This window comes from Thauera sp. SDU_THAU2 (assembly GCF_038260575.1).
In the GTDB taxonomy this organism is placed as follows: Bacteria; Pseudomonadota; Gammaproteobacteria; order Burkholderiales; family Rhodocyclaceae; genus Thauera.
Genome location: NZ_JBBWUN010000003.1, coordinates 2028697 through 2053666 on the forward strand (window position 1 = coordinate 2028697; position 24970 = coordinate 2053666).

The window sequence follows — 24970 nt, forward strand, 5'->3', positions numbered from 1 at the left end:
GGAAATGAACGCCCCCGATCTCCGCCTCGGCCGCGTCGTCCTGCGCGGCACCGCCGGCACCATCGCCCGTGCCCGCGCGGAACTACCGGCCGTGCTGGCACGCAGCCGCTGGCCGGACGCCGGCGACGACGCGATCCTGGTCGTACGCCGCGTCGCCGTCAGCGGCACGCTGCCGGAACTGCCGGCGCGCGCGGCCGCGGCCGCGGCGCAGATCACCCGCCGCGCCGCCGATCCGTGGAGCCCTGGCGCCGACAGTGCCGACGCGGTGCGCTTTCGCGACGCACTCGACTACCGCGCCTGCCTCATCCGCGATCTGCTCGCCGGCACTGCCGCGCGGCGCTGGCTGTGGCGCCACCGCGCGGCGCTGCCGGCGCTTCGCCTGGCCGACGCGCTTGCCGCCCTGCTCACGGAGGATGCGCTGGCGCTGCCCGCGCTGCTCGATCACCCCGGCCTGCGCGCAGCGCTGCCTGCGTTGTGGCGCACACTCGATGCGCCGGCCGCCCGCGTGCTGCTGCAGGCCATCGGCACCGCGACCGGCTGGAGCGCTGCGATCGCCGCTGCGCTCGATGCGCCGCCGGGCGGGCGCCGGGCATCACGGCAGAGCGGGCCGGATCGAGACGCATCCGGCCATCCACAGCCTGAATCGAGCACACCACATTCGTCGACGACGAACCCGGCTGCCGATGTGGCCGTCCGCACTCCGCCACCTCCATCACCCGTCTCTCCTGCCGTCGCCGGCATCACGGACGCGCCCGACGGTACGCGCCAAGCCCGGGCGCCTCGCTGGCACGCGATGCCTGGCGCCGAGCAGGCCACCGCCGGCCTGCCTCGGAACGATCCCCGCACCGTGCTGCAGGCCGTGCTCGAGCTGTGGGCCAGCGCACCGGCCACGCTGGGCGCTGCGAGCGCAGGCCAGCGCCTGCGCGATGCCGCGCACACGCTGGCTAGCGCCACGCCTGTGGCACCGGCCGCGCCAGCGCCCCGCACGGCTCCGGCCGCTGCTCTGCCTGCCTCGACGGCAGCAAGCCCGGCCGAACCTAGGCCTCCGGACGGAGCGGAGGCTGCACCATCCAGTGTCTCCGCCCCGGAGCCGCTTCCATTTTCCTCCAGCGCGGCACCGACCATGCCACTTCCGCCCGCCACCGAGCATGATTTCCTGACCGGCAGTGGCAGCCTCTTTTTCCTGCTCAACGTGTTGAATCTGCCCGCCTTGCGCAACTGGCGGGCGGCGCTCGCCGAGCCTCGCGCCGGCTGGCGCGAACTGGTGCGCCTCGCCTTCCGCATCAAGATCCCGATCGACCCGCCGCTGGCGGATTTCCTCGCGGATGCCTCCGGCCTAGACCCGGGAAGCGACCCGCTTGCTGCGCTGGCTGCCCTCGGGCCGGGCCACGACGCCGGCGCCGTCGACGCCGCGGCCCGCCGCTTCCACGGCGACGCCGCACTGGCGGCGCTGCGTGTCGAGCGCCCGGCCAGGGTGCGCACCACCGCCAGCCGCGTCGACCTGCACCTGCGCCTTGCCGACGCCAGCCTCGACATCCGCCGCGCCGGCCTGGACATCGACCCGGGCTGGCTGCCCTGGCTCGGCTGCGTCGTGCGCTTCCATTACGACCGCGGAGGCTTCACGCCATGAACGCGCCCGCACTGCACGATGCCCAGGCCGCGGCGCCACCCGATGGCGCCCGCCTGTCGCGCGCCTTCGTCCATGCCGGAATCATCGAGTTCGCCCGGCTCAGCCTCGGCGCCCCTTCGGCGGTGTTCGACGCGCTGGCCGCCGAGCAGGCCGGCGAAGACCTCTCAGCCCTGCTCGGCACCCCGCGCGAGGACTGGCGCGCCGCCTGCCTCGCGCTCGCGCGCATCGCGCCCGAATTGCGCGGCCCGCTCGGCCGCCTGCTGGCCGACATGAAGCTGCAGTTGCACGAATGGTTCGCGCTGGCGCTGTGCGGCGAGAACGAATCGAGCTATCTGCTGAACCTCGCGCTGGCTGAACTGCAGTCGCCCGGCGCGCTGCGGCCGGGCCTGCACTTGATCGCCGCCGCCGGCGAAGCGCTGTTCGGGGCGACGCTGGCGCCGCTCGCCCTGCCCAACCACCGCCTGGTGCGCGCCGGCGTGCTCGACATCGTCGGCGACGGCCCGCTGCCGACGCGCACGCTGGCGACCGTGCCCGAACTGTGGGCGCTGCTGTGCGGCGACGTCAGCGCCTGGCGCGACACCGCGCCCCTGGCGCCGAGCGAGGCGGTATTGCCGCAGCGATTCTGCGAGCGCCTGCCCTCGCTCGCCGGCATGCTGCGCAGCGGCCTCACCCGCCATGTGGTGTTCCGCGGCGCCCGCGCCGCCGGCCTCGCCGCCGCCGCGCGGCTGGCCGCCGAGGTGGGCCGCCCACCGCTGCAACTGGAAGCCGCGGCCTGGAGCAGCCGGCCCGCGCTGGCAGCAGCCTGCCGCTATGCCGGCTGGCTGCCCGTACTGACGCTCGAACTCGGCCCCGGCGAACGACACCTGCTGCCGCCCCACCCCGCGCTTGCCGTACCGATGCTGATCGTCACCGGACGCGACGGCGCGGTCGAAGGCGAGGCACTGGTCGAGGTCGACCTGCCGCCGCTCTCTGCGCAGGAGCGCCGTACTGCCTGGCGCGCCGCGCTCACCGCCGAGGACAGGCAAGCCGACGATGCCGCGCCGGATGGACGACTGGAGCAATTCGTGGACCAGTTCGCCGGCCATGCACTGTTCGACGGCCCGACCGTGCGCAGCCTCGCCGAGCGCATCCGCCTCGATGCCAGGGTGCGCGGCGAAACCCCGTCGCTCGCCCACCTGCGCCGTGCCCGCAGCGGCTTCGGCAGCGAGCGCCTGCGCCAGCTTGCCCAGCCGGTTGCGCGCGAAGTGGGGCCGGACGAACTGGTGCTACCCGACGAACTGCTCGAACGCTTCGACGCCCTGGTCGCACGCTGCCGCCAACGCGAGGCCCTCGCCGACGGACTGGGAACGAGCCTGTCGGAGCCGATGCCGGGCGTGCGCGCACTGTTCTGCGGCGAAAGCGGCGCCGGCAAGACGCTGGCTGCAAACCGGCTGGCGAGCGTGCTCGGCGCGCCGCTGTTCCGGGTCGACCTGTCCGCAAGTGATGAACAAGTACATCGGCGAATCCGAGAAGAACCTGGGCCGCCTGCTCGACGAGGCCGCCGCGCTGGACGTGATCCTGCTGATCGACGAAGCCGATGCGCTGTTCGGCCGGCGCGGCGAAGGCAAGGAAACCGGCGAGCGCTACGCCAACATGCTGACCAATTTCCTGCTCACCCGCATCGAGCAGCACCCCGGCATCGTCATCCTGACCAGCAACAACCGCGGCCGCATCGACGCCGCCTTCACCCGCCGCTTCGATGCCATCATCGAATTCCCGCCGCCGGGCGCGGCCGAGCGCCTGCGCATCTGGCAGGCCCATCTCGGCCGCCGCGCCCCCGATGCCGCGCTGTGCCGGCAGCTCGCGAGCTACTGCACGCTGCCCGGCGGCTACATCCGCAATGCGGTGCTGCAGGCCGCGGCGCTCGACCCGGCCGACGGCGGCGATCCGGCGCCGATCGCCGCCGAACGCCTCGTCGCCGCGCTGATCGAGGAATACCGCAAGATCGGCCGCAGTCCGCCGCCGCAACTGCTGCACGCAAGGGGGACATCATGAGCCGCCTGACGCCAGGCCTGCGCCGCAAGCCGGCACCCGCGCCCGACGGCAAGGCGCCGAGCGCCGCGGCCGGATCGCAGGCGGCCGGGAAGAACACACCGGCTGCGGGATCGCCCGGCGACAGCGCCATGAAGCCGCAGGACAGGCAGGCTGAGAACAATGTCTCCGGCGAAACGACGAAGACAGCACCGGGCTATCTGCAGGCCAAGCTGGCGGTGAGCCATCCGCAGGATGCCGAGGAAAAGGAGGCGGACAAGGTCGCCGGCGAAGTCCGCCGCGCGCTGCGCTCGCCGACGGGCGGCACGCAGGCCTGCCCGGCATGCAGCGGCGCTGCGCCGCGCGGCAGCCTGGAGCCCGCAATCACGCCGCCGAAGAAGGACGTGCTGTCGCCAAAGCTCTTCCGCGCGAAAGCCGATGGAAGAGAAGAACGAGACGGCAGCAGCGGATACCGGCAAAGCCGCCGACACCGGGCACGGCAGCGGCGCCGACGCGCTCGCCGGCAACACCGCGCCGGCCGGCACCGAGCAGCGCATCGCCGCGCGCCGCGGCCAGGGCGCACCGCTGGACCCCGATCTGCGCGCCAGCCTGGAATCCCGGCTCGGCCGCGACCTGTCGGCGGTCCGCATCCACACCGACGCCGAAGCCGACGCGATGTGCGTGGAAATGCACGCCCGCGCCTTCACCGTCGGCAACGACGTCTATTTCTCGGCCGGCAGCTACGCGCCCGCAAGCGACGCGGGGCTGGAACTGCTGGCCCACGAACTCGCCCACGTCGGCCAGCAGGCCGACGCCGGTGGCCCTCAGAGCGCCGCGCCCAAGCTGCAGCGCGACTGGTGGGACGATCTGTTCGGCGGCGGCGGAGCGCCAGCCGACCCGATGGCGGCGTGCAGGACTGAACTCGAAGAGGCCGAGGACTGGGCCAGGGCCGGCCCCCATCCGGCTGCACCACAAGCCATCATCGGCGCCGGCGGCCGCGGCGGTTTCGATGCGCAATACACGGCGGATCCGGCCGAAGGCAACGGAATGCTCGACATCACGCAGGGCGTCGCAATCGAGTTCAAGGACACGCTGGTCGTCAGCGGCGGCGCCATCGTGCCGCATCCCGACCTGCCAGCCACCCCGGCCATTGCCGCGCTGGCCGCCCGTCTGAACGCGATTCCCATTCCCCAACGCAATGCCGCGCTCGCCTCCTACCAATGGACGCCGGCGGAACGCACGCCGTGGATCGATGAACTGAAGACCTTGATCGAAACGAGCTGGGGCGGCCGCCACGAGCTTCTTCCTGAACAAGCCGCGCTGGAACTGGCTGGGTGCCGACGTGCGGGTCACGCTCGACATCGGCGCCCGGGCGAAAGCAGCCGGCGATCACATGCTGACCGAGACGTACAAGATGCCGACCGGCGAGAGTCTGCGCAGCTACGACATCTCGCACAAGGTCAACCGCGGCGATGACGACGACGCACACGACCAGACGATGCGGCTCGCCAGCACCACGACCGGCCCGAAGAAGTCGACCTGCTGCGGGAGTCCGTTCACTTCGGCCACGATTCGGACGTACTCACACCCGCGGCAAGGGCCACGCTCGATGCTTTCATCAGGCTGTTCAACGGCGCAACCGGCAATGCCGCACACCAGGAAGTGCGGGTCGAGATCGTCGGCCATGCCAGCGCTTCGGGCAGCGAGTCGTACAACATGGCCTTGTCGCAGCGTCGGGCACAAGCCGTGCGCAACTATCTTGCCAGCAACGGATTTGCGAATATGGCCTCGCGCGTGACCCTCGGCTCGCGCGGCGAAACCGAGGCCGATCAAGCCCGGCCCCAGCTTGAAAGCGACCGCCGCGTCGATCTGATCGTCGACGGCGGCGAACGCATGATCACCGCCGCGCATGAATGGGGCCACGCCTTTGGTCTCGACGACGAGTACGTCGTCGACGGTACGGACGTCGGCGACCCGGTCGCCCACGACGAAATGGTCAAGGCGATGACCGATGCGAGCGGCAGCGCCTTGCCCGGGGCGATCCGGGAACACAACGGCGGCATCATGTCCTTCGGCAACGAAGTCAGGCCGCAACACTACGCCACCTTCCACAACGCGCTGAGCACCATCACCGCGCAGTCGCCCTGGTCGCTGGGCCTGCACAAGCCGAAATGGCAGGTGGCGATGGAATGCGGCGCGCCGTCGCCGCCGGGCGACTGGCCGACACCGGCGCCGCGCGCACCGGACGGCGCCCCCCATGGGCAGCCGGACAGCAGCGATGGAAACGCCGTCGCCTAGATTCGCACGGCGGCCGAGCGAGCGGCCGGCGCAAGCGCCGCTTGCCGCCTCCCGCAGTGGCACGACACGGTCGGCCGCCTCGACGCTGCCCCCGCCGCCGTCCCCGCAGCGCCGCCTGCCCTGCCCGCCTACGCCTCGCCTCCAGCACGCGTCAGCCAGCCCGGCGAGGCCATCGAGCGCGAAGCCGAGCAGCATGCCAACGCTGTCGCGCCCGCCAGCACACCCGATCCGACACCGTCGTCGGCACTCGCTCCAGGCGCTCCGGCAGCCGGCGCCGACGACGGTGCAAGCCCGGCCCCATCTGCCCACACATATGCCAGATCCGCTGCCGGCACTGCGGCGACCGGCACATCCGCAACCGGCACATCCCCCTCACCGCAGCCTGCTGCGGCTCTGCCCGCCTATGCTGCAAGTCGTGTCGAAGTTCGCCACGGACGTGGCGAACCGCTGCCGAAGGACGCACGTGCCCCACTCGAAGACCATTTCGGCCGCGACTTCGCCGATGTCCGCATCCACACCGATGCCGAAGCGGCCCGTCTCACCGCTGCGCTCGGTGCGCGCGTTCACGTCCGGGCGGGACATCTATCTCGCAGCCGATGCCCATACACCGGACACGGCCGAAGGCCGCCATCTCCTCGCCCACGAACTCGCCCACGTCGTGCAGCAGGATGGCCAGGCGGCAACCGTGCTGGCGCGTGCGATCGAGCCCGAGATGCACACCCGCTACCATGAGAGCGCACGCACTGCCGCCGCACTTGCAGCACTGGAACGGCTCGAGATCCCGGCGGTGAAATCGCGCCACCTGCCGCTGTACAGCGGCCTCGCCTCGGCCGGCAACCTCAAGCGCGTGCGCGGCTACGGCCGGGACGGCGCCGACCAGCGCTCCGTCTGGAACAGCCAGGCGCAAGTCGGCGCCGATGCGATACGGGCGCGCCTCGACGAACGCAACATCCCGGTGCCTGCCGATGCCAGTGGCCGCATCCGGCTCAAACTGCATCGCGGCGCACGACTGGGGACGAAACGCCTGTCCGAGCTGCAGACCCTGCTGCGCATCCCCGGCTGGGATCGCAACGGCAGGAAGATCGCGCAGTTCCAGGTCGACCACGTCGTCGAACTGCAGGTCTCCGGACAGATGGGCTCTGGCGTCGGCAACAGCATCGAGAACATGGAGCTTCTCGATCAGCCTTCGAATTCCAGTTCCGGCGGCACCATACGCAGCGGGATCTACCGCAAGGTCGATTCCTTCCTCGACACCTTCGAGCCCAGGCCGGACCGCGCCAGCTTCCTGCGCCGGCACGATCTCGTGTTCGCCAGCGTCGCCGCCACCGGCGCCGGCTCGGCTGCGGGCGCTTCGGCCTGGTGGACAAAGACCGAGATCGAAGGCGCCGATCCGCTGAGCACCGCGAGCCCACCGAATCCGGCCGAGGACGGCGACGCGCAGGGCTCGGCCGGGGAATTCGTCCTGACTTCCGGCCCCGGCGGCATCACCGTCGGCCGTTTCCGCCACAGCCCCGGCGCCGCGCCCGTGGTCGGCCGCAGCCAGGCACGCGCCTTGGCCGGCCTGGAGATTACCGCCATCAGCCTGACGGACAACACGGGCAACCCGGAAGGAGCGGTCGGCTCGATGTCGGCGAAATGGGATCTGCCTCCCGACTGGCAGCCCAAGACTCCCATGGTCACGGTTTCGCTGAACGGTGACGGTGAGTATTGTGGCTACCCTTCCGCCCTGCCCACACTCGAGCTCGAATACAGCAAGCTCAGCCCGGTCTTGTTCGAAAACGTATCGACCGAAGACGGCGAGCTCTCCGCCGAAGGCACGCTGACCCCGTCGATTCCCATCCTCGACGCGCCGATCACCGTGCGCCTGCGCGGGCGCGACCTGACGTTCTCGCTCGATTACGGCCCTGATCAGGTCAGCCTGCCGATTCCGCGCACCACCATCGACGACGCCTACGTCAGTGTCCTCTATTCCACCATGCGCGGCCTGGGCGTCGGCGGCCAGATTCTGTTCTCGATCGATGGCGCCGGCAGCGGCGAGCTGGCCGCATCGGCGTCGACGACCGGCGGCCTCGTGTTCGAAGGCGGCTTCAGCTTTCGAGCCTTCGCTGTTCGATCGCGCCCGGGTGCGCGCCTGGTGGCGCAACGGCCAGTTCGGCGCCGACGGCACCATAGGCATCGACACGCCGGACAAGATCCGCGGCATCGAGAGTGCGACCGCGACCGTCAGCGTCGAGGAAGGCCGCTGGGCCTTCACCGGCAGCGCCGCGCTTTCGGTGCCCGGCGTCGATGAAGCCTCGATCGCGATCACGCAGGGCGAGAACGGCCTGAACATCGCCGGCGACGTCCAGCTCGCGGCCAACCCGGCGATCCGCTCCGGCTCGATCCACGTCGAGTGCGCACAGGCCGAGGGCGGATGGAAAGTCTCGGCCAGCGGCACGGCGCAGCCGGCGATTCCGGGTGTCGATTCCGAACTCTCCGTCAGCTACGACGACGGTGCCTTCGACGCCAGCTTCAGCGGCGCCTTCAGCCGCGGCATGCTGTCGGGCCAGATCACCGCCGGTGCGACCAACCGCAGCATCGGCGAGGACGGCCAGCCCAGCGGCGATGCGGCGCCCGGCGCGCCCATCATCGTCTACGGCAGCGGTTCGGCGACGGTGCGCATCGCGCCATGGCTGCAGGGGACGGCCGGCCTGCGGCTCGATCCGAACGGCGAGGTCACCGTGTCGGGCGAAATCGGACTGCCGGGCCAGCTCGAAATCTTCTCGAAGCTCGAATACGACAAGCGCCTGTTCGGCCTGGCGACGCAGATTCCGATCATCCCCGGCGTCGTCGCCGAAGTGGGCGGCAACCTGAGCGCCAACGCCAGCGTCGGCCCGGGTGCGTTCGATCAGCTGCGGATCGGCATCGAGTACAACCCCTCGCACGAGGAGAACACCCACGTCACCGGCGACGCCCATCTCAACGTACCGGCGCAGGCCGGCCTGCGCCTGGGCGCCCGCGCCGGCGTCGGTCTCGGCATCACCGGCGCGAGCGCCACCGGCGGCCTGGAGATCGGCGGCACACTGGGCATCTCGGGTGCCGCCGAGGCGAGCGTGCATATCGACTGGATGCCCTCGCAGGGCCTGGAGATCGATGCTGAGGCGGCGCTCCACGCCCAGCCCAGCTTCCGCTTCGACGTGTCCGGCTATGTCGCCGTCACCGCGCTCGGCGCCAGCCTGTACGAGGAGCGTGTCGAACTGGCCGCCGTCGAGCTCGGTTCCGGCCTCGAATTCGGCGTGCGCTTCCCGGTCAGGTATCGTGAAGGCGAGCCTTTCGATCTTTCGCTCGACGATCTCGAGTTCGACATACCCGATGTCGATCCCGTCGCGCTGGTCGACCAGCTCGGCGCGCAGTTCTTCTGAACCCGACGGCGGCACATGCTCATGTGATTCGCGCTGCTGCACCCGAGCATGCGCCGTCACGAACAGTGCAAGCGAATTTTTCAGCCGGACGATTCCACGTAGCGGAGCGGCAGGTGTTCGTGGTAGTAGATAGACAGCGCCAGCGGAGGACCTGTCCGCGACGGCCAGCCTCATCCATTGACCATGTTCACCACTGGGGGATGTCATGAGCGAGAGGAATGACGGGGGGCCTGTTCCGCCCGGGTGAGAACTGCTGGCGGGTCGAGAAGGCGGATCGCTTCGCCTTCATCGTCGACGCGGCCGATTATTTCGTCGTCGCGCGCAAGGCGATGCTGGCGGCGCGCAAGAGCATCTTCCTGGTCGGCTGGGATTTTGATGCCCGCATCGATCTGGGCGATCGCAAAGACGAAGGCCCGGCGAACCTGGGCGATTTTGTCATGTGGCTGGCCCGGCGCTCGCCGGAGCTGGAAATCCGGCTGCTGCGCTGGGACACCGGCGCCTTCAAGGCGCTGTTCCGCGGCAAGACCCTGCTGACCATCCTGCGCTGGAAGATGCATCGCCGCATCACGCTGCGGCTGGACGCCGCTCACCCCTTTGCCGGCTCGCACCATCAGAAGATCGTCGTCATCGACGACTGTCTGGCCTTCTGCGGCGGCATCGACATGACTTTGTGCCGCTGGGATCGGCGCGAGCACGAGGACGAAGATCCGCAGCGCATCGATCCGGGCGGCAAGCCCTATGAACCCTGGCATGACGCAACCAGTGCCTTCGACGGCGCCGCCGCCCGCGCGATCGGCGACCTGGCGCGCGACCGCTGGCTGGCGGCCTCGGGTGAACGCCTGCTGCCGATCGACGCTGAGCACGACTGCTGGCCCGAGGGGCTGGAGCCCAGCTTCCGCGACGTCCGGCTCGGCATTGCCCGCACCAAGCCCGAGCTCGACGGCGAGGAGCCGGTGCATGAAATCGAGCAGATGTACATCGATCTGATCGCGCAGGCGAAACGGCTGATCTACGCCGAAAGCCAGTATTTCGCCTCGCGCAAGATCGCACGGGCGATCGCCCAGCGCCTGGCGGAGGACGACGGCCCGGAGATCGTCGTCATCAATCCGGTCGGCGCCGAAGGCTGGCTCGAACCCGTCGCGATGGACTCGGCCAGGGCGCGCCTCGTCGAAGCGATTCATCGCATCGACAAGCATGGCAGGTTCCGCATCTACCACCCGCGCACCAAGGGCGGCGCCGACATCTACGTCCACGCCAAGATCATGATCGCCGACGACGACTACCTGCGCGTCGGCTCGTCGAACTTCAACAACCGCTCGCTGCGGCTCGATACCGAGTGCGACGTGATCCTGTCGGCCGATGGCGCCGATGCTGACGAAAAGCGGCAGCGCATCGCCGCGATCCGCTACGACCTCATCGCCGAGCACCTGGGCACGGAAGCGGAGAAGGTTGCCGAGGAGCATGAACGCCGCGGCTCGCTGATCGCCGCCATCGACCATCTGCGCGGCGAGGGGCGGACCCTGATCGACTACGAGATTCCGGAACTCAGCGACACCGAGGAATGGATTGCCGACAACCAGATTCTCGACCCCGAAGGGCCGGACGCGATGTTCGAACCCCTGCACAAGCGCAAGCTGTTCAAGGGCTGGCATTTTCCGCGCTGGCGGCGGAAGACCTGAAACACAGCCGGCGGGATTCCGTTTCGCCGGCTGTATTTCACCGGCTGACGCCGCTGCAGTCACTGTCTACCCGGCGACCCGGACTCCCCTCGGCCCTGCACCCGCCACCACCGCGGCAGCAGCGCGCGGACCTCGCTACGCCGGTAGCGGTCGTCGATCAGGAACACCACGCCACAATCCTGCTCGCTGCGGATCACCCGCCCCGCGGCCTGCACGACCTTGCGCAGGCCCGGGTAGAGATAGGTGTAGTCGTAGCCTTTGTCGGCGCCGAAATATGCTGCCATTACCTGCCGCATCCGTTCATTGACCGGATTGATCTGCGGCAGCCCCAGCGTGGCGACGAACGCGCCGATCAGACGCCGGCCGGGCAGATCGACACCTTCGGAGAACACCCCGCCGAGCACGGCAAAACCGATGCCCTGCCCCTGCTCGCTGAAGCGCTCCAGGAAAGCGTTCCGGCCATCCTCGTCCATCGACGGCGTCTGCCGCCAGACCGGCAGTTGCGGATCGAGGCGCTGCAGGGTGTCGGCCACCCGTTGCAGGTAGTCGAAGCTGCTGCAGAAGCACAGATAGTTGCCGGGCTGGCGCGCGAACTGCCCGGCCATGAGCTCGGCGATCAGCTGCAGCGACTGCTCGCGGTCGCGATAGCGGGTGGAAATGTGCCCCGCCACCCGCAGCTCCAGCTGGCCGGCCTGGAAAGGCGAATCGACCTCGACCCAGCGCGTGTCCGCGGGCAGGCCCAGCATGTCGCGGTAAAACTGCGGCGGACTCAAAGTGCCGGAGAACAGCACGCTGGCGTGAGCGGCCGCATGCCGCGCCTGCAGATGCGGCGCCGGCACCACGTTGCGGATGCAGAGCGTGGAGGCCGGTGTCCGCTGGCGCCCCATGTAGCCGGTCGCCAGGCTCAGATCGAACAGCGCGTGGCCGCCCATCTGCTCGGCCAGCGTCAGGAAGCGCAGCATCTCCCAGTAGAGACCCAGCACCGGATCACCGGGCAGCATGGGTTTGTCGGCCAGATCGTCGGCGACGGCGCCGACGGCACGCTGCAGGGCACCGAGCAGTTCATCCGGCACTTCGTCATAGGCTTTGTAGCCTTCCGTCTGCGCCCGGTTCAGCGCATTCCAGCAGCGCTGCAGCCTGTCCAGCGCCTTGCGCACCGTGCCGATCGCTGCCTTGCGCGCATCGGCCAGCGCGAACTGCGAGAGCTCGGCGGTACTACATCCGCCGCGCGCGATCGACCAGGTTGTGGGCCTCATCCACCAGCACGCCGACTTTCCACTGCTGCGCCACGGTCAGCGCATGGAGCATCGCCGCGCTGTCGTAGAAGTAGTTGTAGTCGGCCACCACGACGTCGCTCCAGCGCACCAGTTCCTGCGCCAGATAGTAGGGGCAGACCTGGTGAGCGAGCGCCACGCCGCGCACCGCCGGCGCATCCCAGGGCTGGGCTTGGGTGATCGCCGCAGCACGCGCGGCCGGCAGCCGATCATAGAAACCCTGCGCCAGCGGACAGGATTCGCAGTGGCAAGCCTTATCCGGATGCTCGCAGACCTTGTCGCGCGCCTGCACGTCGAGCACACGCAGGCGGCAGGGTTGTTCCTGTGCGGAGAGTTGCCGATCCACCGCCGCCAGCGCCTGCAGCGCAAGGCCGTGGCCCGTGCCTTTCGCAGTCAGGAAGAACAGCTTGTCCAGGCCTTGCCCCGGCGCGGCCTTGAGCATCGGAAAGATCGTGCCCAGCGTCTTGCCGATGCCGGTCGGCGCCTGCGCCATCAGGCACTGGCCGCCGCTCTGCTGGCTGGCGCAGCGATAGGCGGCAACCGCCAGCTCGCGCTGGCCGGTACGGAATCCCCCCATCGGAAACTGCAGCGCCGTCAGTGCCGCATCGCGCGCGGCGCGGTGGGCGGCCTCTGCCTGCGCCCAGGCCAGGAAACGCTCGCACTGCTCCGCGAAGAAAGCGCGCAAAGCCGCGGCCTCCTGTGTTTCGACGAGCACCGTCTCTTCCCCGCTGCCGACATTGAAATACACCAGCGCCACGCGCAGGCGCTCGAATCCGCGTGCCTCGCACAGCAGATGGCCGTAGATGCGGGCCTGCGCCCAGTGCAGCGCGCGATGATGAGCACGGATACCATCGACCCGGCCGCGATAGGTCTTGATCTCCTCGACCTGCCCTGTCCGCGCATCGAAGCCATCGGCACGGCCGCGCACCAGCAAGTCCTTATAGCGGCCGGCAAGGCCGACCTCGCTCTCGTAGCCTTCGCCGCGGCGCGAGCGCACGACGCCGTGGCCGACGATGCCTTCGAGCGCGCTGGGCGCAGGCGTGAAGCGCAAGTCGAGGTCACCCGTGCGCGCGGTGAACTCGCACAGCGACCGCACGGCCACCGTGTAGCTCACGCTGCCTCCCCCCACATCCTGCTCCCCTCGCCAGCGTACGTGGCAGACGCTGACCGGAATGCCCTGCTCACCGCAATATTGCAGCCAGCGGATCTGGTTGTCCTGCAGCCTGTCGCCAGGTGCCTTGACCTCGACCAGTTCGTAGCGCCGCTCGTCCGGCCAGAAACGCACCAGGTCCGGGAGGCCGCTGCGGTTGGCCTTCACGTCGCGCAGCAGGCGCATGAAGAACAGCTTCAGGTGCGCGGCCGGAATGCAGTCCAGTGCCAGCGCCAGCAGCTCTTCAGTCAGCGCGCCCCAGAACACGAAAGGAGACTGCAGCCCCTGCTTGCCGGCAAAGCGCTCGCGGATCACTTCGCGGTAGCTGCCGTCGTCAAGCTGCGCCATACAGGCATCGAACAGCGCCGCACGACGCTGCACGAAATCCGGCGCGCCGAGGTCGGCCGGCCCGCTCTGGAAGGGGTGGAAGAAAGCGCCCGGCAACGGCGCGAAGATCGCCTGCCAGCACAGCAGGCCGAACAAGGAATTGATCAGCGCGTTTTCCACATAGAACACCGGTGCGGCCTCGCTGTGCCAGTGCTCGCGCAGCACGAACTCGACGGCAGCCGGCTGGACCGGCCGATCCAGCTCCAGCTCGATGCGCATCTGCGCCACCGCTGGCGCAAGGCCGGCGGAACGCCCGCGCCCGCCCTGCCCCACGCTGCGCCGCAGCCGCGGCAGCATGCGCGCCACGCGCTGGCTCTCCTCGTCGCTCTCGGGCTCATCCAGGGCTGCGCGTGCCAGCGTCAGTGCATCGGCGAAACGCCCCATGCGCTCATAAACACGGATGCGCCGATGCCGCGCGCCGTGATAATGGCATTGTCCGTACGCCCGCTCGGCCAGCGTCCAGTCCTGCACACGCTCGCAGGCCTGGCCGATGCGCAGCAACACCTTGGCACGGCGATTCTCCAGCCAGGGATTGGCACAGGCGTGCTGCGCGACGGCCTGCAGCAAGGCGGCAGGTTCCGCGCCTTCATCCAGCGCCTGGCGACAGGCCTGCAGCGCCAGATAGCCATCCACATCCGCACGCGACCGGAAAGCACGCGAGGCGGCATCGAAGGCCACTATCTCGTAGCGGAACACGCCGAGATCGGCCAGCACGAACTCCGACCAGTCCTGGTACAGGTTGCCGAAGAACATCAGCCGGAAGCGCTCGCAGATCTCGCCCACCATCACCCGCCACGCTGCCGCCGGTGCCCGTGGGTTCCACTCGGCATGGCTTTTCCGCTCCGCATGAAGGGGCTGCAGCGCCGCCAGCATTTCGGCCTTGCGCATGCCCGCAGCGATCGGCCCATCCGCGAACAAGCGCAGCAGTTCGGGCTTGGTGTGCAGTGCGAACAGTTCGTCCAGGCCCATCGGCTGCTGCGCGTCGAGCCAGCCGAGTTCGAGCAGCGGCGCCGCCGAGCCGTCGATGTCCGGAATTTCCTCGTATGCGAGCTTGTCCGCGCGGAACCACGGCCCACGACGCATCAGCAGGCGGACCATCAATGCCTGCGAAGGCTGGGGCAACTGCTCGAACTGTTCCAGGAAGCCGCGCTCTGCTCCATCCAGCAGATTGTCGTAACGCTCGCCGATCCAGGCCAGCGCACGCTGGAAATTGTGCAGGTAGTAGTAGCGGTGAGGCGGGAACATCGATGCCGGCAAGGCGACAGGCAGGGTGCTCAAGCCTGTTGCATCTCGCTATTCATCTCGTGGATCGCGCTGATCCGCATGCTTCTCTCCAGGCCACATCAACTGGCTTAATATACAGTATCCGCACATCCGCTGCACGCTCGGCCCGAGCGCACATCGGCGCTGATTCCCGGACTATGATGACGTAACAGGCAAGGCGGCCCACAAATGGTGCCCGACACGACAGGAGATTCCGATGCTCTGGCGTTTTTCTGCCAACAACACGCACCTGTACCCCGGCGCTCTGCTGCGCCGGCTCGACGCCTCCGGCGACGCCGGCTTCTCGGCGGGTGATGACCTGGTGGTGGAGTTCAGCGACGGCATGCACGTCAGCGGACGCCTGCTGGAGGCAGAATCAGGATCGGGTGCAGCGGTGTTGCTGATGCCCGCCTACAACACCCTGCGCAGGACGACGGTCGCGGAACGGACATGGCGCATTGCCCCCGGCAGCGAACCCGGCCTGATGCGGGTGGAAAAGCGCCTCCGCTGACTCGACCCGGTCTCGGCCAGGTCTTCAAGCGGCGGCCGGGCCCTGACCGCTTCGTTGTCCCGCCATTTTTCTACCGCCGTAGTCCCGCGCGAACTGCCAGGCGACCCGGCCGGAGCGTGTCCCTCGCTCCAGCGCCCACTGCAGCGATTCTGTCCTGATCTCCTGATCGACCCCGAAATCCAGGCCGAAGTGGCTCAGCCAATGCGCCACCGCGTTCAGATATTCGTCCTGGCTGAACGGGTAGAAATGAAGGTGCAGGCCGAACCGGTCCGACAAGGAAATTTTTTCCTCGACGCTATCGCCAGGATGTATTTCTCCGCGGTCGTCGCTTCTGCGCTCGAGATTGTCGCTCATGCGCTCACTGACCATGTGCCGCCTGTTGGAGGTGGCATAGATCAGCACATTGGGCGACGGCCCGGCGACAGAACCGTCGAGCACGGTCTTCAGGCCCTTGTAGCCATGCTCCCCCTCCTCGAAAGACAGATCGTCACAGAAGATCAAATATCGCCTGGTCTCGCGCCTGATCAGACTCACGATATGCGGAAGATCATCCAGCGCCTGCTTCTCGACTTCGATGAGGCGCAATCCTTGACCGTGAAACGCCGCAAGACAGGCACGCACCAAGGATGATTTTCCCGTTCCTCGTGCGCCGGTCATCAGCACGTTGTTGGCTGGATATCCCTGAACGAATTGGCTGGTGTTCCGGTGCAGCCGTTCGGCCTGCCCGTCGATGTTGCGCAGATCGGAGAACGCGATGAGTTGCGGCGAATCGACTGGAACGAGCCGGCCTTGGGAGAACAGGCCTCGCCCTGCCTGCCAGCGGTAGGCCAGTGCCTCCGGCAAATGCCTGTCTCGGGATGGCTCATCAGGAGCAAGGCGCTCGAGTACGGCAGACAAGCGGTTCAGGGCTTGTGTCAAGCCGGCGGCTTGCCCGCTCATGGAAGAATCATTGTTCACGCTGCAGTCCTTGAGAAGGTGGTGGCGCGCCAGGGAAAAGCCGGCGTCCCATGCCCGCCCTCTACCGATATGGAAAGAGTGGATCTTCTATGAGAGCAGGAAAGACTGTCTTAAGATAAAGAGCCAATTTTTATCTTGAAAGAGACAAGACGTGGCTGTCGATCCATTGGTTCATCTGCCCTTCGAAGCAGCGTCAAGGCCAGTGACAGGCCTCGCGGTGGATTACCCCAGCGGACATGTCGTCGCCGCGCACAAGCATGTGCGTGCCCAGTTCCTGTATGCGACCCATGGCGTGATGGTGGTCGAAACCAGCCGCGGCCGCTGGGTGGTGCCGCCGACGCGGGGAGTCTGGCTGCAGGCGCACGTCGAACATACCGTCCGTATGAGCGGACCGGTCAGCATGCGCACGCTGTTCGTGACCCCGGATGCTGCGCCCGGCCTGCCCGACGACGACTGCGTTCTCAACGTATCGCCGCTGCTGCGCGAACTGGTACTGGAAGCGTCGCGAATCCCGCTGGATTACGAGCTCGACAGCCGGAACGGCCGTCTCATGCGCCTGCTGCTCGATGAGTTCCAGCGGCTTCCGGTCCTGCCCTTTCATTTGCCCTGGCCGGAAGACAAGCGCCTCGACCGGGTCTGCACCCAATTGGCGCGCCAGCCGGACGACCCGACGACCGCCGGCGAGTGGGCCAGGCGCCTTGCGATGAGCACCAAAACCTTCCACCGCCAATTCAGAAGCCACACGGGCATCAGCTTCGGGCAATGGCGTCAGTTGGCCCGTCTGCTGCTCTCACTGGAGAGCCTGGCGCGAGGCAGGCCAATCGCCCAGGTCGCACTGGAACACGGCTACAGCAGCCAGAGTGCCTACACCGCAATGTTCAAGCGCCATTTCGGCATGACGCCGTCTGCGTTCTATCACTGAGCGCAGCAAGGTAGCTTGCTCAAGCTGCTTCGATACCCGCACGAAGCGCCGCCTCCAGTACGGCATCCCGCAGAACACTGTTCCTGGCCAGAGGCCCGCCGATACGCTCACCGGTCAGTACGCCAGCCAGCCGATCACCGAACAGCAGCAGCGCATGATCGCGGTCGCGCTGGCGCGACATCCACAACAGCCCGTCGGCATCGGAACACTGGCGACGGAGCATTTCAGCCCAGCGCGCCGTCAAAGGATAGTCACTGGCCGTACTGGTGATCAGTTCCTCCTTCGGGATCTTCAGACGATGCAGTCCCTCGGTCGTCAGATCCACCAGTTTCAAGGCGCGCTTGGATACGAGTTGCCCATGGCCTCGTTGCGAGAAAGCATCCAGATCCACGAACTTGTCAGTCGCATCGATCGGGACTTCATGGAATATCGTCTCAAAAATCGCACAGTCCAGCGTCGATCCACCGTAGAGATAGGGCACCACATTCCCCTTCTCGTCACGGATCGGTGAAAAGCGCGTCGGCTTACGGGGGCGCCCCGCTTCATCCACGCCCGGATTGAAGCTTTCGGGTGCGAACCCGGTATGGTGGATGACATGGATCACCCGCCCAGCCGGCCATGTATCGAACAGAGGCTCCAGCGTAGAAGACGGAGCGCGGCAGCTCAAGCCGCAGCCTCTTCGACCTCGCGCCGTGCTGCAGCGACGACGGCATCCGGATCACGACTCAGCAGATCGGCAGGCCTCGCGCTATCCGGTAGCCAACCATTGCCCGATGTGAACCAAAGCGCAATTTTCCATGGAGACTTGCGAGCGCCGAAGGCTTCAAGCACTGCGTGAACGGCCTTGATCGGCTTGCCATTCTCGAACTGAAACGCCGGATAAACGTCGTGCCCGCGCGCGCGCCTGTCCGGATGTGGTACCGCGAAAACCTGGTGGCGTTTGCGCCAGTTATCCGCCAGCGCCGAGCGATTGCTGGCCTGGGACTTGTTCAGGTCGGCCAGTTGTTCGGCCGTGAAGTAGCCATACTCGTTGAGGATACGGGCATGCCGTGCGGCAAGCCGCTGCGCCATTTCGGTCTCCGCCTGGCTGGGCGCCATCAGGCGGGCGGCCATGAAATCGATCATCTCCTCCATTTGGCGCTTGCTCGCGGCAGAGAGCTTTTCGGCGAGCAGACGATCCAATAAGGGCAAGGACGCGAGCAAGGTGTTCGAAGCCGCTTCGGTCGCAACCTCGAGCACGAATGTCCGCCCGGCACCATGGGAGCGCCCCTTCTCATTGCGATAAGGCTGCACGGTGAGCACATCACCGTGCAGCGTCGCGGATGCAGCTTTACCCATGGCTTCAACTCCCTTGACCGTTGTTGATTGAATACTAGGTCAGCAGATCAAAACGGTCAATCCAGCGAAATCCGGCCACTACAAACGAATCCATTTCGCGTGACAGTGCGTCAAGAAGCTACTCATGGAGATGAAGTGGAAACATCGGCGAGGGCAAAGTCCGGGACATGATCAGAATGGCGGGCGATGTGGCCAGATCGCAAGATCAGTCGCGGAGCTACGGTTTCCGCTTGCAGGTGATCGACAGCCCCGCCCGGCTGCGCGTGTCGATCGTGGTGACGGCGTCCGGCACGTGCTGGATGTGGTCGAGGAACTCGCGGATGCCGCGCTGGTTCATCGACACGTTGTGCGCGGTGAAGCAGCCGCCGGGGACGATCTTCGGCCACAGCGCATCGAAGTAGTTGATGTACCAGTCTTTGTCGGCATCGGAGAACACGAAGTCGATCGGTCCCTCCAGTTGCGGCACGAGTTCGTGGGCATCGGCCAGCCGCGCGTCGATGACGCCATCCAGCCCCGCTGCCGCGAAGTTTTCCACGGCGATGCCGTGGCGCCGCGGGTCGATCTCGATGGTGGTCAGGCGGCCGCCGGTCCTGCTCAAGGCCCAGCCGATCCAGATCGAGGAGTGGCCGGTCGAGGTGCCGATCTCGACGGCATTGCGAAAGCCATTGGCGACGATCAGTTCGTGCAGCGTCCGCCCGTCGATCTCGGGCACGTTCAGGTCCCGCCAACTGCCTTCGCGCTCGTCGAGGAAGGTCTGCACACGCCGGTCGCGTTCGGTGTCGGCAGCGGCTTGCGCCGATGCACCGGTCGGCGCGATCAGGGTGACGAGGAGAACGGCGGCAATGTGAGCGATGCGGGCCATGAGCAGCTCCTGGCGGCGATAGCGATGCGCGTTGGAGCTGCCCGCCGCTCCTGCGTTCCCGCCGATGTTCATCCGGCAAGCTTCGTGGCCCGTGGTCTTGCCCGTCCATCGGCTGCCGAGATGGAGATAACCACCGCTCATGCGCGGCATCCGTCCGCAGGTGCACGGGTTCAAGGCAGGCATTTGTCGCAACGCAGCAGATCCTCGAATTCTGCTGCCGAAACCGGCCTGCTGAAGTAGTAGCCCTGGATCTCGTCGCAGCGGTTGCGGCACAGGAAGTCACGGTGCGCTTCGGTTTCCACGCCCTCGGCGATGACCTTGAAGCCGAGGTTGTGGGCCAGCGAGATGACGGCCAGCACGATGGTCGCGTCTTCCGGATCGGTCAGCATGTCGCGCACGAAGGACTGGTCGATCTTCAGCGTATCGGCCGGGAAGCGTTTCAGATAACCCAGATTGGAATAACCGGTGCCGAAATCGTCGATCGATATCTTGACGCCGATGTCGCGCAGCCGGCCGAAGGCCGCGATCACCTTCTCGACGTCCTGGGCGATCAGGCTCTCGGTCAGCTCCAGTTCCAGCAGCTCCGGCGGCAGGCCGGTGCTGCGCAGCGTGCCCATCACCCAGTCGATCACGTCCTGCTGCAGAAACTGGCGTGCCGAGATGTTCACCGCCACGGTGACGCGGGGCAGCCCGGCGTCGCGCCACGCCTTGGCCTGGGCACACGCCGTGCGCAGCACCCAGTCGCCGATCGGCACGATCAGGCCGGAGTCCTCGGCAATCGGAATGAACTGGGCCGGCGGCACCATGCCCAGTTCGGGATGGTGCCAGCGCAGCAGCGCTTCGCAGCCGGTGATGCGGCCGGCGTGCAGATCCACCTTGGGCTGGTAGGCGAGCTGGAACTGGCCCAGGGCCAGGGCGTCGTGCAGCCTGGTTTCCAGGCTGACCCGGTGCTGCGTCTCCTTGCTCATTTCGCGCGTGAAGAACTGGCAGGTGTTGCGGCCCAGGCTCTTGGCGCGGTACATCGCCACGTCGGCGTTGCCGATCAGCGCATCGGCCGATTCGCCGTCCTGCGGAAACACCGCGGCGCCGATGCTGCCGGTCAGGTGGACTTCACGGCCCTGCACGATGAGCGGGGCTTTCAGGGCCCGGACGATCTTCCCCGCGACCTCATGGGCATCCTCGGTCTGGCGCAGGTCGGTCAGCAGGATCAGGAATTCGTCACCGCCCTGCCGGGCCACGGTATCTCCCTCGCGCACCAGCGAAGCCAGCCGCCTGGCGGCGGCCTTCAGCACCGCGTCGCCGAACGGATGGCCGTAGCAGTCGTTGATGACCTTGAAACGGTCCAGATCGAGGAACAGCAATGCGAGCAGACGGCCGCTGCGGCGCACGTGCGCGATGACCTGCTGGATGCGGTCCTGGACCAGGTTGCGGTTGGGCAGGCCGGTCAGGCCGTCGTGGGTGGCAAGGTAGCGGATGCGCTGCTCGGCCTGCTTGCGTTCGGTGACGTCGCGGCCGACGCAGACGACCACGCCGTGGTCCCGGGACAGCACGGCCGACCAGGTCAGGAACACGACCCAGCCGGACTTGTGCACGAAGCTGCATTCGAAGTCACGCATGCGCTGCCCCTGCAGCACGGCCTGGAACTCGTGCTGGAAGGGCAGCAGCCCATCGGGATGGATCAGCCTCTCGATGCGGGTGCCCATCAGTTCGGCAGGCTCGTAATCCAGCATGGCCTGCGCCGCCGCGCTGACTTCGAGGAAACACCCCTGCGTATCCAGCGTACAGATGAGATCCAGCGAGTTCTCGAGGATCAGCGTCTTCATGTGCTCGAGCCGGTTCTGCTGGCGCCGGTTCTCGGCCGCATCGAGCGCACGCGCCACCGCGGGAACGAGCCGGGTCAGGTTGTCCTTGAGCACATAGTCGTCGGCACCGAGCTTCAGCGTCTCCACCGCGACGTCTTCGCCGACGGTGCCGGAGATCACGATCACCGGCAGGCCGATCTCGCTGTTCCGGATCACACCGAGCGCACCGCGGGCGTCGAAGGACGGCAGCATGTAGTCGGACAGCACGATGTCCCACGGTCCGCTGCGCAGCGCGTGGCGCAGATCGTCCTCGGTCTCGACGCGCTGCGCACGCACGTCGTAGCCGGCACTTCGCAGAGCCTCCTGGACGAGGATCGAGTCGTCCTCGTTGTCCTCGACCATGAGGGCACGCAGCAGCGTCATGGTGCGGATTTTCCGGCCGGCAGCTCGTTGAGCAGCAGCCAGTACAGGCCGAGTTGGCGCACCGCTTCGATGAACTGGGCGAAATCCACCGGCTTGCGCACGTAGCTGTTGGCGCCCAGGCTGTAGCTGGAGATCAGATCCTGCTCCTCGCGCGAGGACGTCAGGATCACGACCGGCAGGAGCTTGGTGCGCTCATCGGCGCGGATGCAGCGCAGCACCTCCAGCCCGTCGATCTTGGGCAGCTTGAGGTCGAGCAGGATGATGGAGGGCGACACGCTGCCGCCCTCGCGGTCGGGCCCCAGCAGCAGATCCAGCGCCTCGGCGCCGTCGCGCGCCACGGTGATGGAATTGGAGATGCGGTTCTCCTCGAAGGCGAGGATGGTCAGCTCTTCGTCGTCCGGGTTGTCCTCGACGAGCAGGATGGTCTTGTCGGTCATGGGTCGATGCCCTCGATCTCATAGTGAAAAGCGGAAAGTCGCACCCTTGCCGAGTTCGGCTTCGGCCCGGATGCGCCCGCCATGGCGGTTGACGATACGCTGGACCGTGGCCAGGCCGATACCGGTGCCGGGAAACTCCGTCATGCGGTGCAGGCGCTGGAACGGCCCGAACAGCTTGTCCGCATAGCGCATGTCGAAGCCGGCGCCATTGTCGCGGACGGTGAAGAGCGGCGCGCCGTCTTCGCTGTCGGCGGTGAAGGCGATGCGGGCAACGGGCGTCTTCGAGGTGAATTTCCACGCATTGTCGAGCAGGTTCTCCAGCAGGATGCGCAGCAGGCGCGGATCGCCCTCTGCCGCCAGGCCGTCCTCGACGAACAGCTCGGCCTCGCGCTCCGGGGCGGCACTCTGCAGGTTGGCGAGCACCTCGTTGGCGATGGCGCTGAGATCGACCATCTCGCGCTGCATCTGGTCGCGCGAGACGCGGGAAAGCTTGAGCAGGTCGTCGATCAGTTCGCCCATGCGGTTCGTCGCGGCCATTACGCGGCCGAGGTAGCCCTGCGCCTTGTCGTCGAGTGCGCCGGCATGGTTCTTCGCCAGGACCTCGGTGAAGCCGGCGATGCCGCGCAAGGGCGCGCGCAGGTCGTGCGAAACGGAGTAGCAGAAGGTCTCCAGCTCGTGGTTCAAGGCCTGCAGCTCCCAGGTGCGCTGGGCCACGCGCTGCTCGAGCTCGGCGTTGAAGGCGAGCAGCTGGGTCTGGGCCTGCTGCAGCGTGCTCTCGGCACGCTTGCGCATCTCCACTTCGGTGGACAGGGCGTCGAAATTCCGCTTCAGGCGCTCGGCCATGTCGTTGAAGGAGCGGGCCAGCATGTCCATCTCTTCCAGCGGGCTGCCGGGCAGTTGCTGGGCCAGGTCGCCGGCGGCCAGCGCCCGCGTGGCGCGCGAGATGCGGCGGATCGGCGCGGTGACCTTCGAGGCCAGCACCGCGGCGACCGCGAGCGACAGCAACAAGGCCACCGCGAAAACCATGGCCGAGCGGCTGTTGCCGGTCTGGATGCCGCTCAGGTAGTACGACTCGGGCATCGCAGTGACCATGACCCAGTCGTCGTGGCCGCCGCTGCGGTCCTGATAGGCCGTGGCGCGGGCAAGCCAGGTTTCACGCGACAGGGGCTTCGGGTCGATCTGGACGAATCGGAACTGGTGGTCCGGCGGGAGCCGTTGCAGCCCGCCGGGCGAATCCTCCGCGAGATGGCCGATCGCCGTGGCCACCACCGGATCCGCCCCGGGCGCCGACGATGCGACGAGCCCGCCGGCTCGATCCACGATGAAGGCGCGGCCGCGTGCGGCGACCGGCAGCTCCCCGAGCAGATCGGCGATGGCAGCGGTATCGCTCACCGTGCCCGGGCGCGACAGTTGCTCGTCAAGTCGCAGGTTGATGTTCTCGGTGATTTCCTGGTGCAGCCACTCGGCCAGCCGGTTCGCGTCCCGCGCGGCGCTGCGCAGCGTGACGTAGGCGGTCGCGCCGACCATCAGCAGCACCAGCACGATGAAGGGCGCAAGAATCACCATGCGCAGCGGAACGCCGGAATCCCCTGTTCCGGGCGCAGCACCGTGCCGGTCATGGCCGGACTCCCAGACCCACTGCTTCTGGCGCAGCGGGCGCTGCTTCACGTGGCCGCCGATGTCGGCCCAGAAGAACCCCAGCCGGCGCGCCAGCGGCAGCGCAAGCAGCATGACCAGCGGTGCAAGCACCCAGGTGACGCCGGTCGTGAAGATCAGCGCCGGCGTGACGGTACGGTAGGAAATTTCGGGCGTGAACTGCGCCGCACTGAGATGGCCCCACAGCACCGGCTCGATGGCCAGGAACAGCAGCACGAAGCCCAGGTAGGCGCCCCAGGTCCGGGCGCGCCGGAAATCCGGGTTCCTGCCGATGAGCTGATAGGCGACCCAGAAGCACGCCGCATTGATGAAATACCCGGGCAGCCAGTCGATCAGGAAACCGGGCGGCACGCCTTCGATCAGGTCGGACAGGCCGTAGGCGAACGGCACCGTGATCAGCGCCGGGTAGCCGAACAGCACGATGCACACGAACACGACCAGGTCCTTCAGCGACTCGAAAGTCTGCGCCCCCGGTACCAGCACGAAGAAAGAGCCGAGCCAGCCGGTCAGGATGATCAGCACGAAGGTCAGCGGAATGCTCGAGAACGCCTTCGTGTTCCAGGCCTGGCGTTCCCGGCCCAGCCCCCAGCGCCCGCCGGGCCTCAGCGTGAACCTGCCGAAGGCCAGCAGCATCAGCCCGAAGCCCAGCCAATAGCCGAGCCGGCCCCAGACTTCGAGCAGCGGCAGCGGAATGGCCGCGAAGCTTCCCTCGATCGCCTGGACGATGGTGTTCATGCTCGCGCCTCAGCCCCGGTGCGGGCGGCGGCCTGCCGGGAGATGGCCATGGACGGGGGCGGCATAAACGAAGGGAGATGGCCGGGAATGGCGATTTCCGGGTGCGCTGGGGAGAATGAAGCCTTGAACTCCATGGACTGCTCGACCGTCGACGGCAATGGGGAAAGCATAAACCGCTTTGCTGGATATGAGAAAAGTGTAAGCGTGCGATATCGCGCGAGGCGACGGTCTGCTG

General features: G+C 67.5%; 20 protein-coding genes and 1 pseudogene. 9 read left to right on the forward strand and 12 right to left on the reverse strand.

Features of this window, described 5'->3' with window-relative positions:
* Positions 1-4 precede the first annotated feature (4 nt).
* A complete protein-coding gene (locus AAFL97_RS10875; protein WP_341644924.1) occupies positions 5-1630 on the forward strand; it encodes a hypothetical protein in 1626 nt (541 codons plus the stop codon).
* A 164-nt stretch (positions 1631-1794) separates the two neighbouring features.
* Here AAFL97_RS10875 and AAFL97_RS10880 read toward each other — a convergent pair whose 3' ends face one another.
* Entirely contained in the window at positions 1795-2715 is a 921-nt protein-coding gene (locus AAFL97_RS10880) for a hypothetical protein (RefSeq protein WP_341644925.1), read from the reverse strand.
* A 180-nt stretch (positions 2716-2895) separates the two neighbouring features.
* Complete coding sequence (locus tag AAFL97_RS10885; protein WP_341644926.1) at positions 2896-3126, reverse strand: hypothetical protein; 231 nt, start codon at positions 3124-3126, stop codon at positions 2896-2898.
* Between AAFL97_RS10885 and AAFL97_RS10890 the strand changes: the two genes are divergently transcribed.
* Positions 3113-3664 (forward strand): ATP-binding protein, encoded by a 552-nt coding sequence (locus AAFL97_RS10890; protein WP_341644927.1) that lies wholly within the window; start codon positions 3113-3115, stop codon positions 3662-3664. The genes AAFL97_RS10885 and AAFL97_RS10890 overlap by 14 nt on opposite strands.
* A gap of 414 nt (positions 3665-4078) precedes the next feature.
* Positions 4079-5116: an eCIS core domain-containing protein gene (locus AAFL97_RS10895; RefSeq protein ID WP_341644928.1), complete on the forward strand. Its 1038-nt coding sequence runs from the start codon at positions 4079-4081 to the stop codon at positions 5114-5116.
* On the opposite strand, the gene AAFL97_RS10900 is transcribed toward AAFL97_RS10895, so the two are convergent.
* Positions 5081-5326 carry a hypothetical protein gene (locus AAFL97_RS10900; protein ID WP_341644929.1) on the reverse strand — a complete coding sequence of 82 codons (246 nt, stop codon included), beginning with the start codon at positions 5324-5326 and terminating at the stop codon, positions 5081-5083. The genes AAFL97_RS10895 and AAFL97_RS10900 overlap by 36 nt on opposite strands.
* Between AAFL97_RS10900 and AAFL97_RS10905 the strand changes: the two genes are divergently transcribed.
* From AAFL97_RS10905 to AAFL97_RS10920, 4 genes and pseudogenes are all read left to right on the forward strand, one after another.
* Entirely contained in the window at positions 5258-5938 is a 681-nt protein-coding gene (locus tag AAFL97_RS10905; protein WP_341647140.1) for an OmpA family protein, read from the forward strand. The two genes, AAFL97_RS10900 and AAFL97_RS10905, sit on opposite strands and share 69 nt — an antisense overlap.
* Positions 5939-6385: 447 nt before the next feature.
* Positions 6386-6554 (forward strand): annotated as a pseudogene (locus AAFL97_RS10910) (eCIS core domain-containing protein); the annotation flags it as partial.
* Positions 6492-8228 carry an eCIS core domain-containing protein gene (locus AAFL97_RS10915; RefSeq protein WP_341644930.1) on the forward strand — a complete coding sequence of 579 codons (1737 nt, stop codon included), beginning with the start codon at positions 6492-6494 and terminating at the stop codon, positions 8226-8228. The pseudogene AAFL97_RS10910 and the gene AAFL97_RS10915, both read left to right, overlap by 63 nt.
* 1329 nt (positions 8229-9557) lie before the next feature.
* The gene (locus AAFL97_RS10920; RefSeq protein ID WP_341644931.1) at positions 9558-11018 is read left to right on the forward strand and encodes a phospholipase D-like domain-containing protein; all 1461 of its coding nucleotides are present in this window, start codon (positions 9558-9560) and stop codon (positions 11016-11018) included.
* Between the two features lie 59 nt (positions 11019-11077).
* Here the strand turns inward: AAFL97_RS10920 and AAFL97_RS10925 are convergent, their stop codons facing one another.
* Together AAFL97_RS10925 and AAFL97_RS10930 are read right to left on the reverse strand one after the other, a co-directional pair.
* Positions 11078-12274 carry an ATP-dependent DNA helicase gene (locus AAFL97_RS10925; protein ID WP_341644932.1) on the reverse strand — a complete coding sequence of 399 codons (1197 nt, stop codon included), beginning with the start codon at positions 12272-12274 and terminating at the stop codon, positions 11078-11080.
* Entirely contained in the window at positions 12234-15107 is a 2874-nt protein-coding gene (locus AAFL97_RS10930) for a VRR-NUC domain-containing protein (RefSeq protein WP_341644933.1), read from the reverse strand. Before AAFL97_RS10930 ends, AAFL97_RS10925 begins: the two co-directional genes overlap by 41 nt.
* Before the next feature lie 202 nt (positions 15108-15309).
* Between AAFL97_RS10930 and AAFL97_RS10935 the strand changes: the two genes are divergently transcribed.
* Complete coding sequence (locus AAFL97_RS10935) at positions 15310-15603, forward strand: hypothetical protein (RefSeq protein WP_341644934.1); 294 nt, start codon at positions 15310-15312, stop codon at positions 15601-15603.
* A 24-nt stretch (positions 15604-15627) separates the two neighbouring features.
* On the opposite strand, the gene AAFL97_RS10940 is transcribed toward AAFL97_RS10935, so the two are convergent.
* Positions 15628-16542 carry an ATP-binding protein gene (locus tag AAFL97_RS10940; RefSeq protein WP_445954533.1) on the reverse strand — a complete coding sequence of 305 codons (915 nt, stop codon included), beginning with the start codon at positions 16540-16542 and terminating at the stop codon, positions 15628-15630.
* A gap of 169 nt (positions 16543-16711) precedes the next feature.
* Between AAFL97_RS10940 and AAFL97_RS10945 the strand changes: the two genes are divergently transcribed.
* Positions 16712-17482 (forward strand): AraC family transcriptional regulator, encoded by a 771-nt coding sequence (locus AAFL97_RS10945; protein ID WP_341644936.1) that lies wholly within the window; start codon positions 16712-16714, stop codon positions 17480-17482.
* A 19-nt stretch (positions 17483-17501) separates the two neighbouring features.
* On the opposite strand, the gene AAFL97_RS10950 is transcribed toward AAFL97_RS10945, so the two are convergent.
* From AAFL97_RS10950 to AAFL97_RS10975, 6 genes are all read right to left on the reverse strand, one after another.
* Positions 17502-18086 (reverse strand): RES family NAD+ phosphorylase, encoded by a 585-nt coding sequence (locus tag AAFL97_RS10950; RefSeq protein WP_341644937.1) that lies wholly within the window; start codon positions 18084-18086, stop codon positions 17502-17504.
* A 59-nt stretch (positions 18087-18145) separates the two neighbouring features.
* Positions 18146-18820: a hypothetical protein gene (locus tag AAFL97_RS10955; RefSeq protein WP_341644938.1), complete on the reverse strand. Its 675-nt coding sequence runs from the start codon at positions 18818-18820 to the stop codon at positions 18146-18148.
* Between the two features lie 217 nt (positions 18821-19037).
* The gene (locus AAFL97_RS10960) at positions 19038-19823 is read right to left on the reverse strand and encodes an O-methyltransferase (RefSeq protein ID WP_341644939.1); all 786 of its coding nucleotides are present in this window, start codon (positions 19821-19823) and stop codon (positions 19038-19040) included.
* 29 nt (positions 19824-19852) lie between these two features.
* The gene (locus AAFL97_RS10965; protein ID WP_341644940.1) at positions 19853-21907 is read right to left on the reverse strand and encodes a putative bifunctional diguanylate cyclase/phosphodiesterase; all 2055 of its coding nucleotides are present in this window, start codon (positions 21905-21907) and stop codon (positions 19853-19855) included.
* Entirely contained in the window at positions 21904-22344 is a 441-nt protein-coding gene (locus AAFL97_RS10970; protein ID WP_263461809.1) for a response regulator, read from the reverse strand. Before AAFL97_RS10970 ends, AAFL97_RS10965 begins: the two co-directional genes overlap by 4 nt.
* An 18-nt stretch (positions 22345-22362) precedes the next feature.
* Positions 22363-24735, reverse strand: coding sequence for an ATP-binding protein (locus AAFL97_RS10975; RefSeq protein WP_341644941.1), 2373 nt, complete (start codon positions 24733-24735; stop codon positions 22363-22365).
* Between the last annotated feature and the right edge of the window lie 235 nt (positions 24736-24970).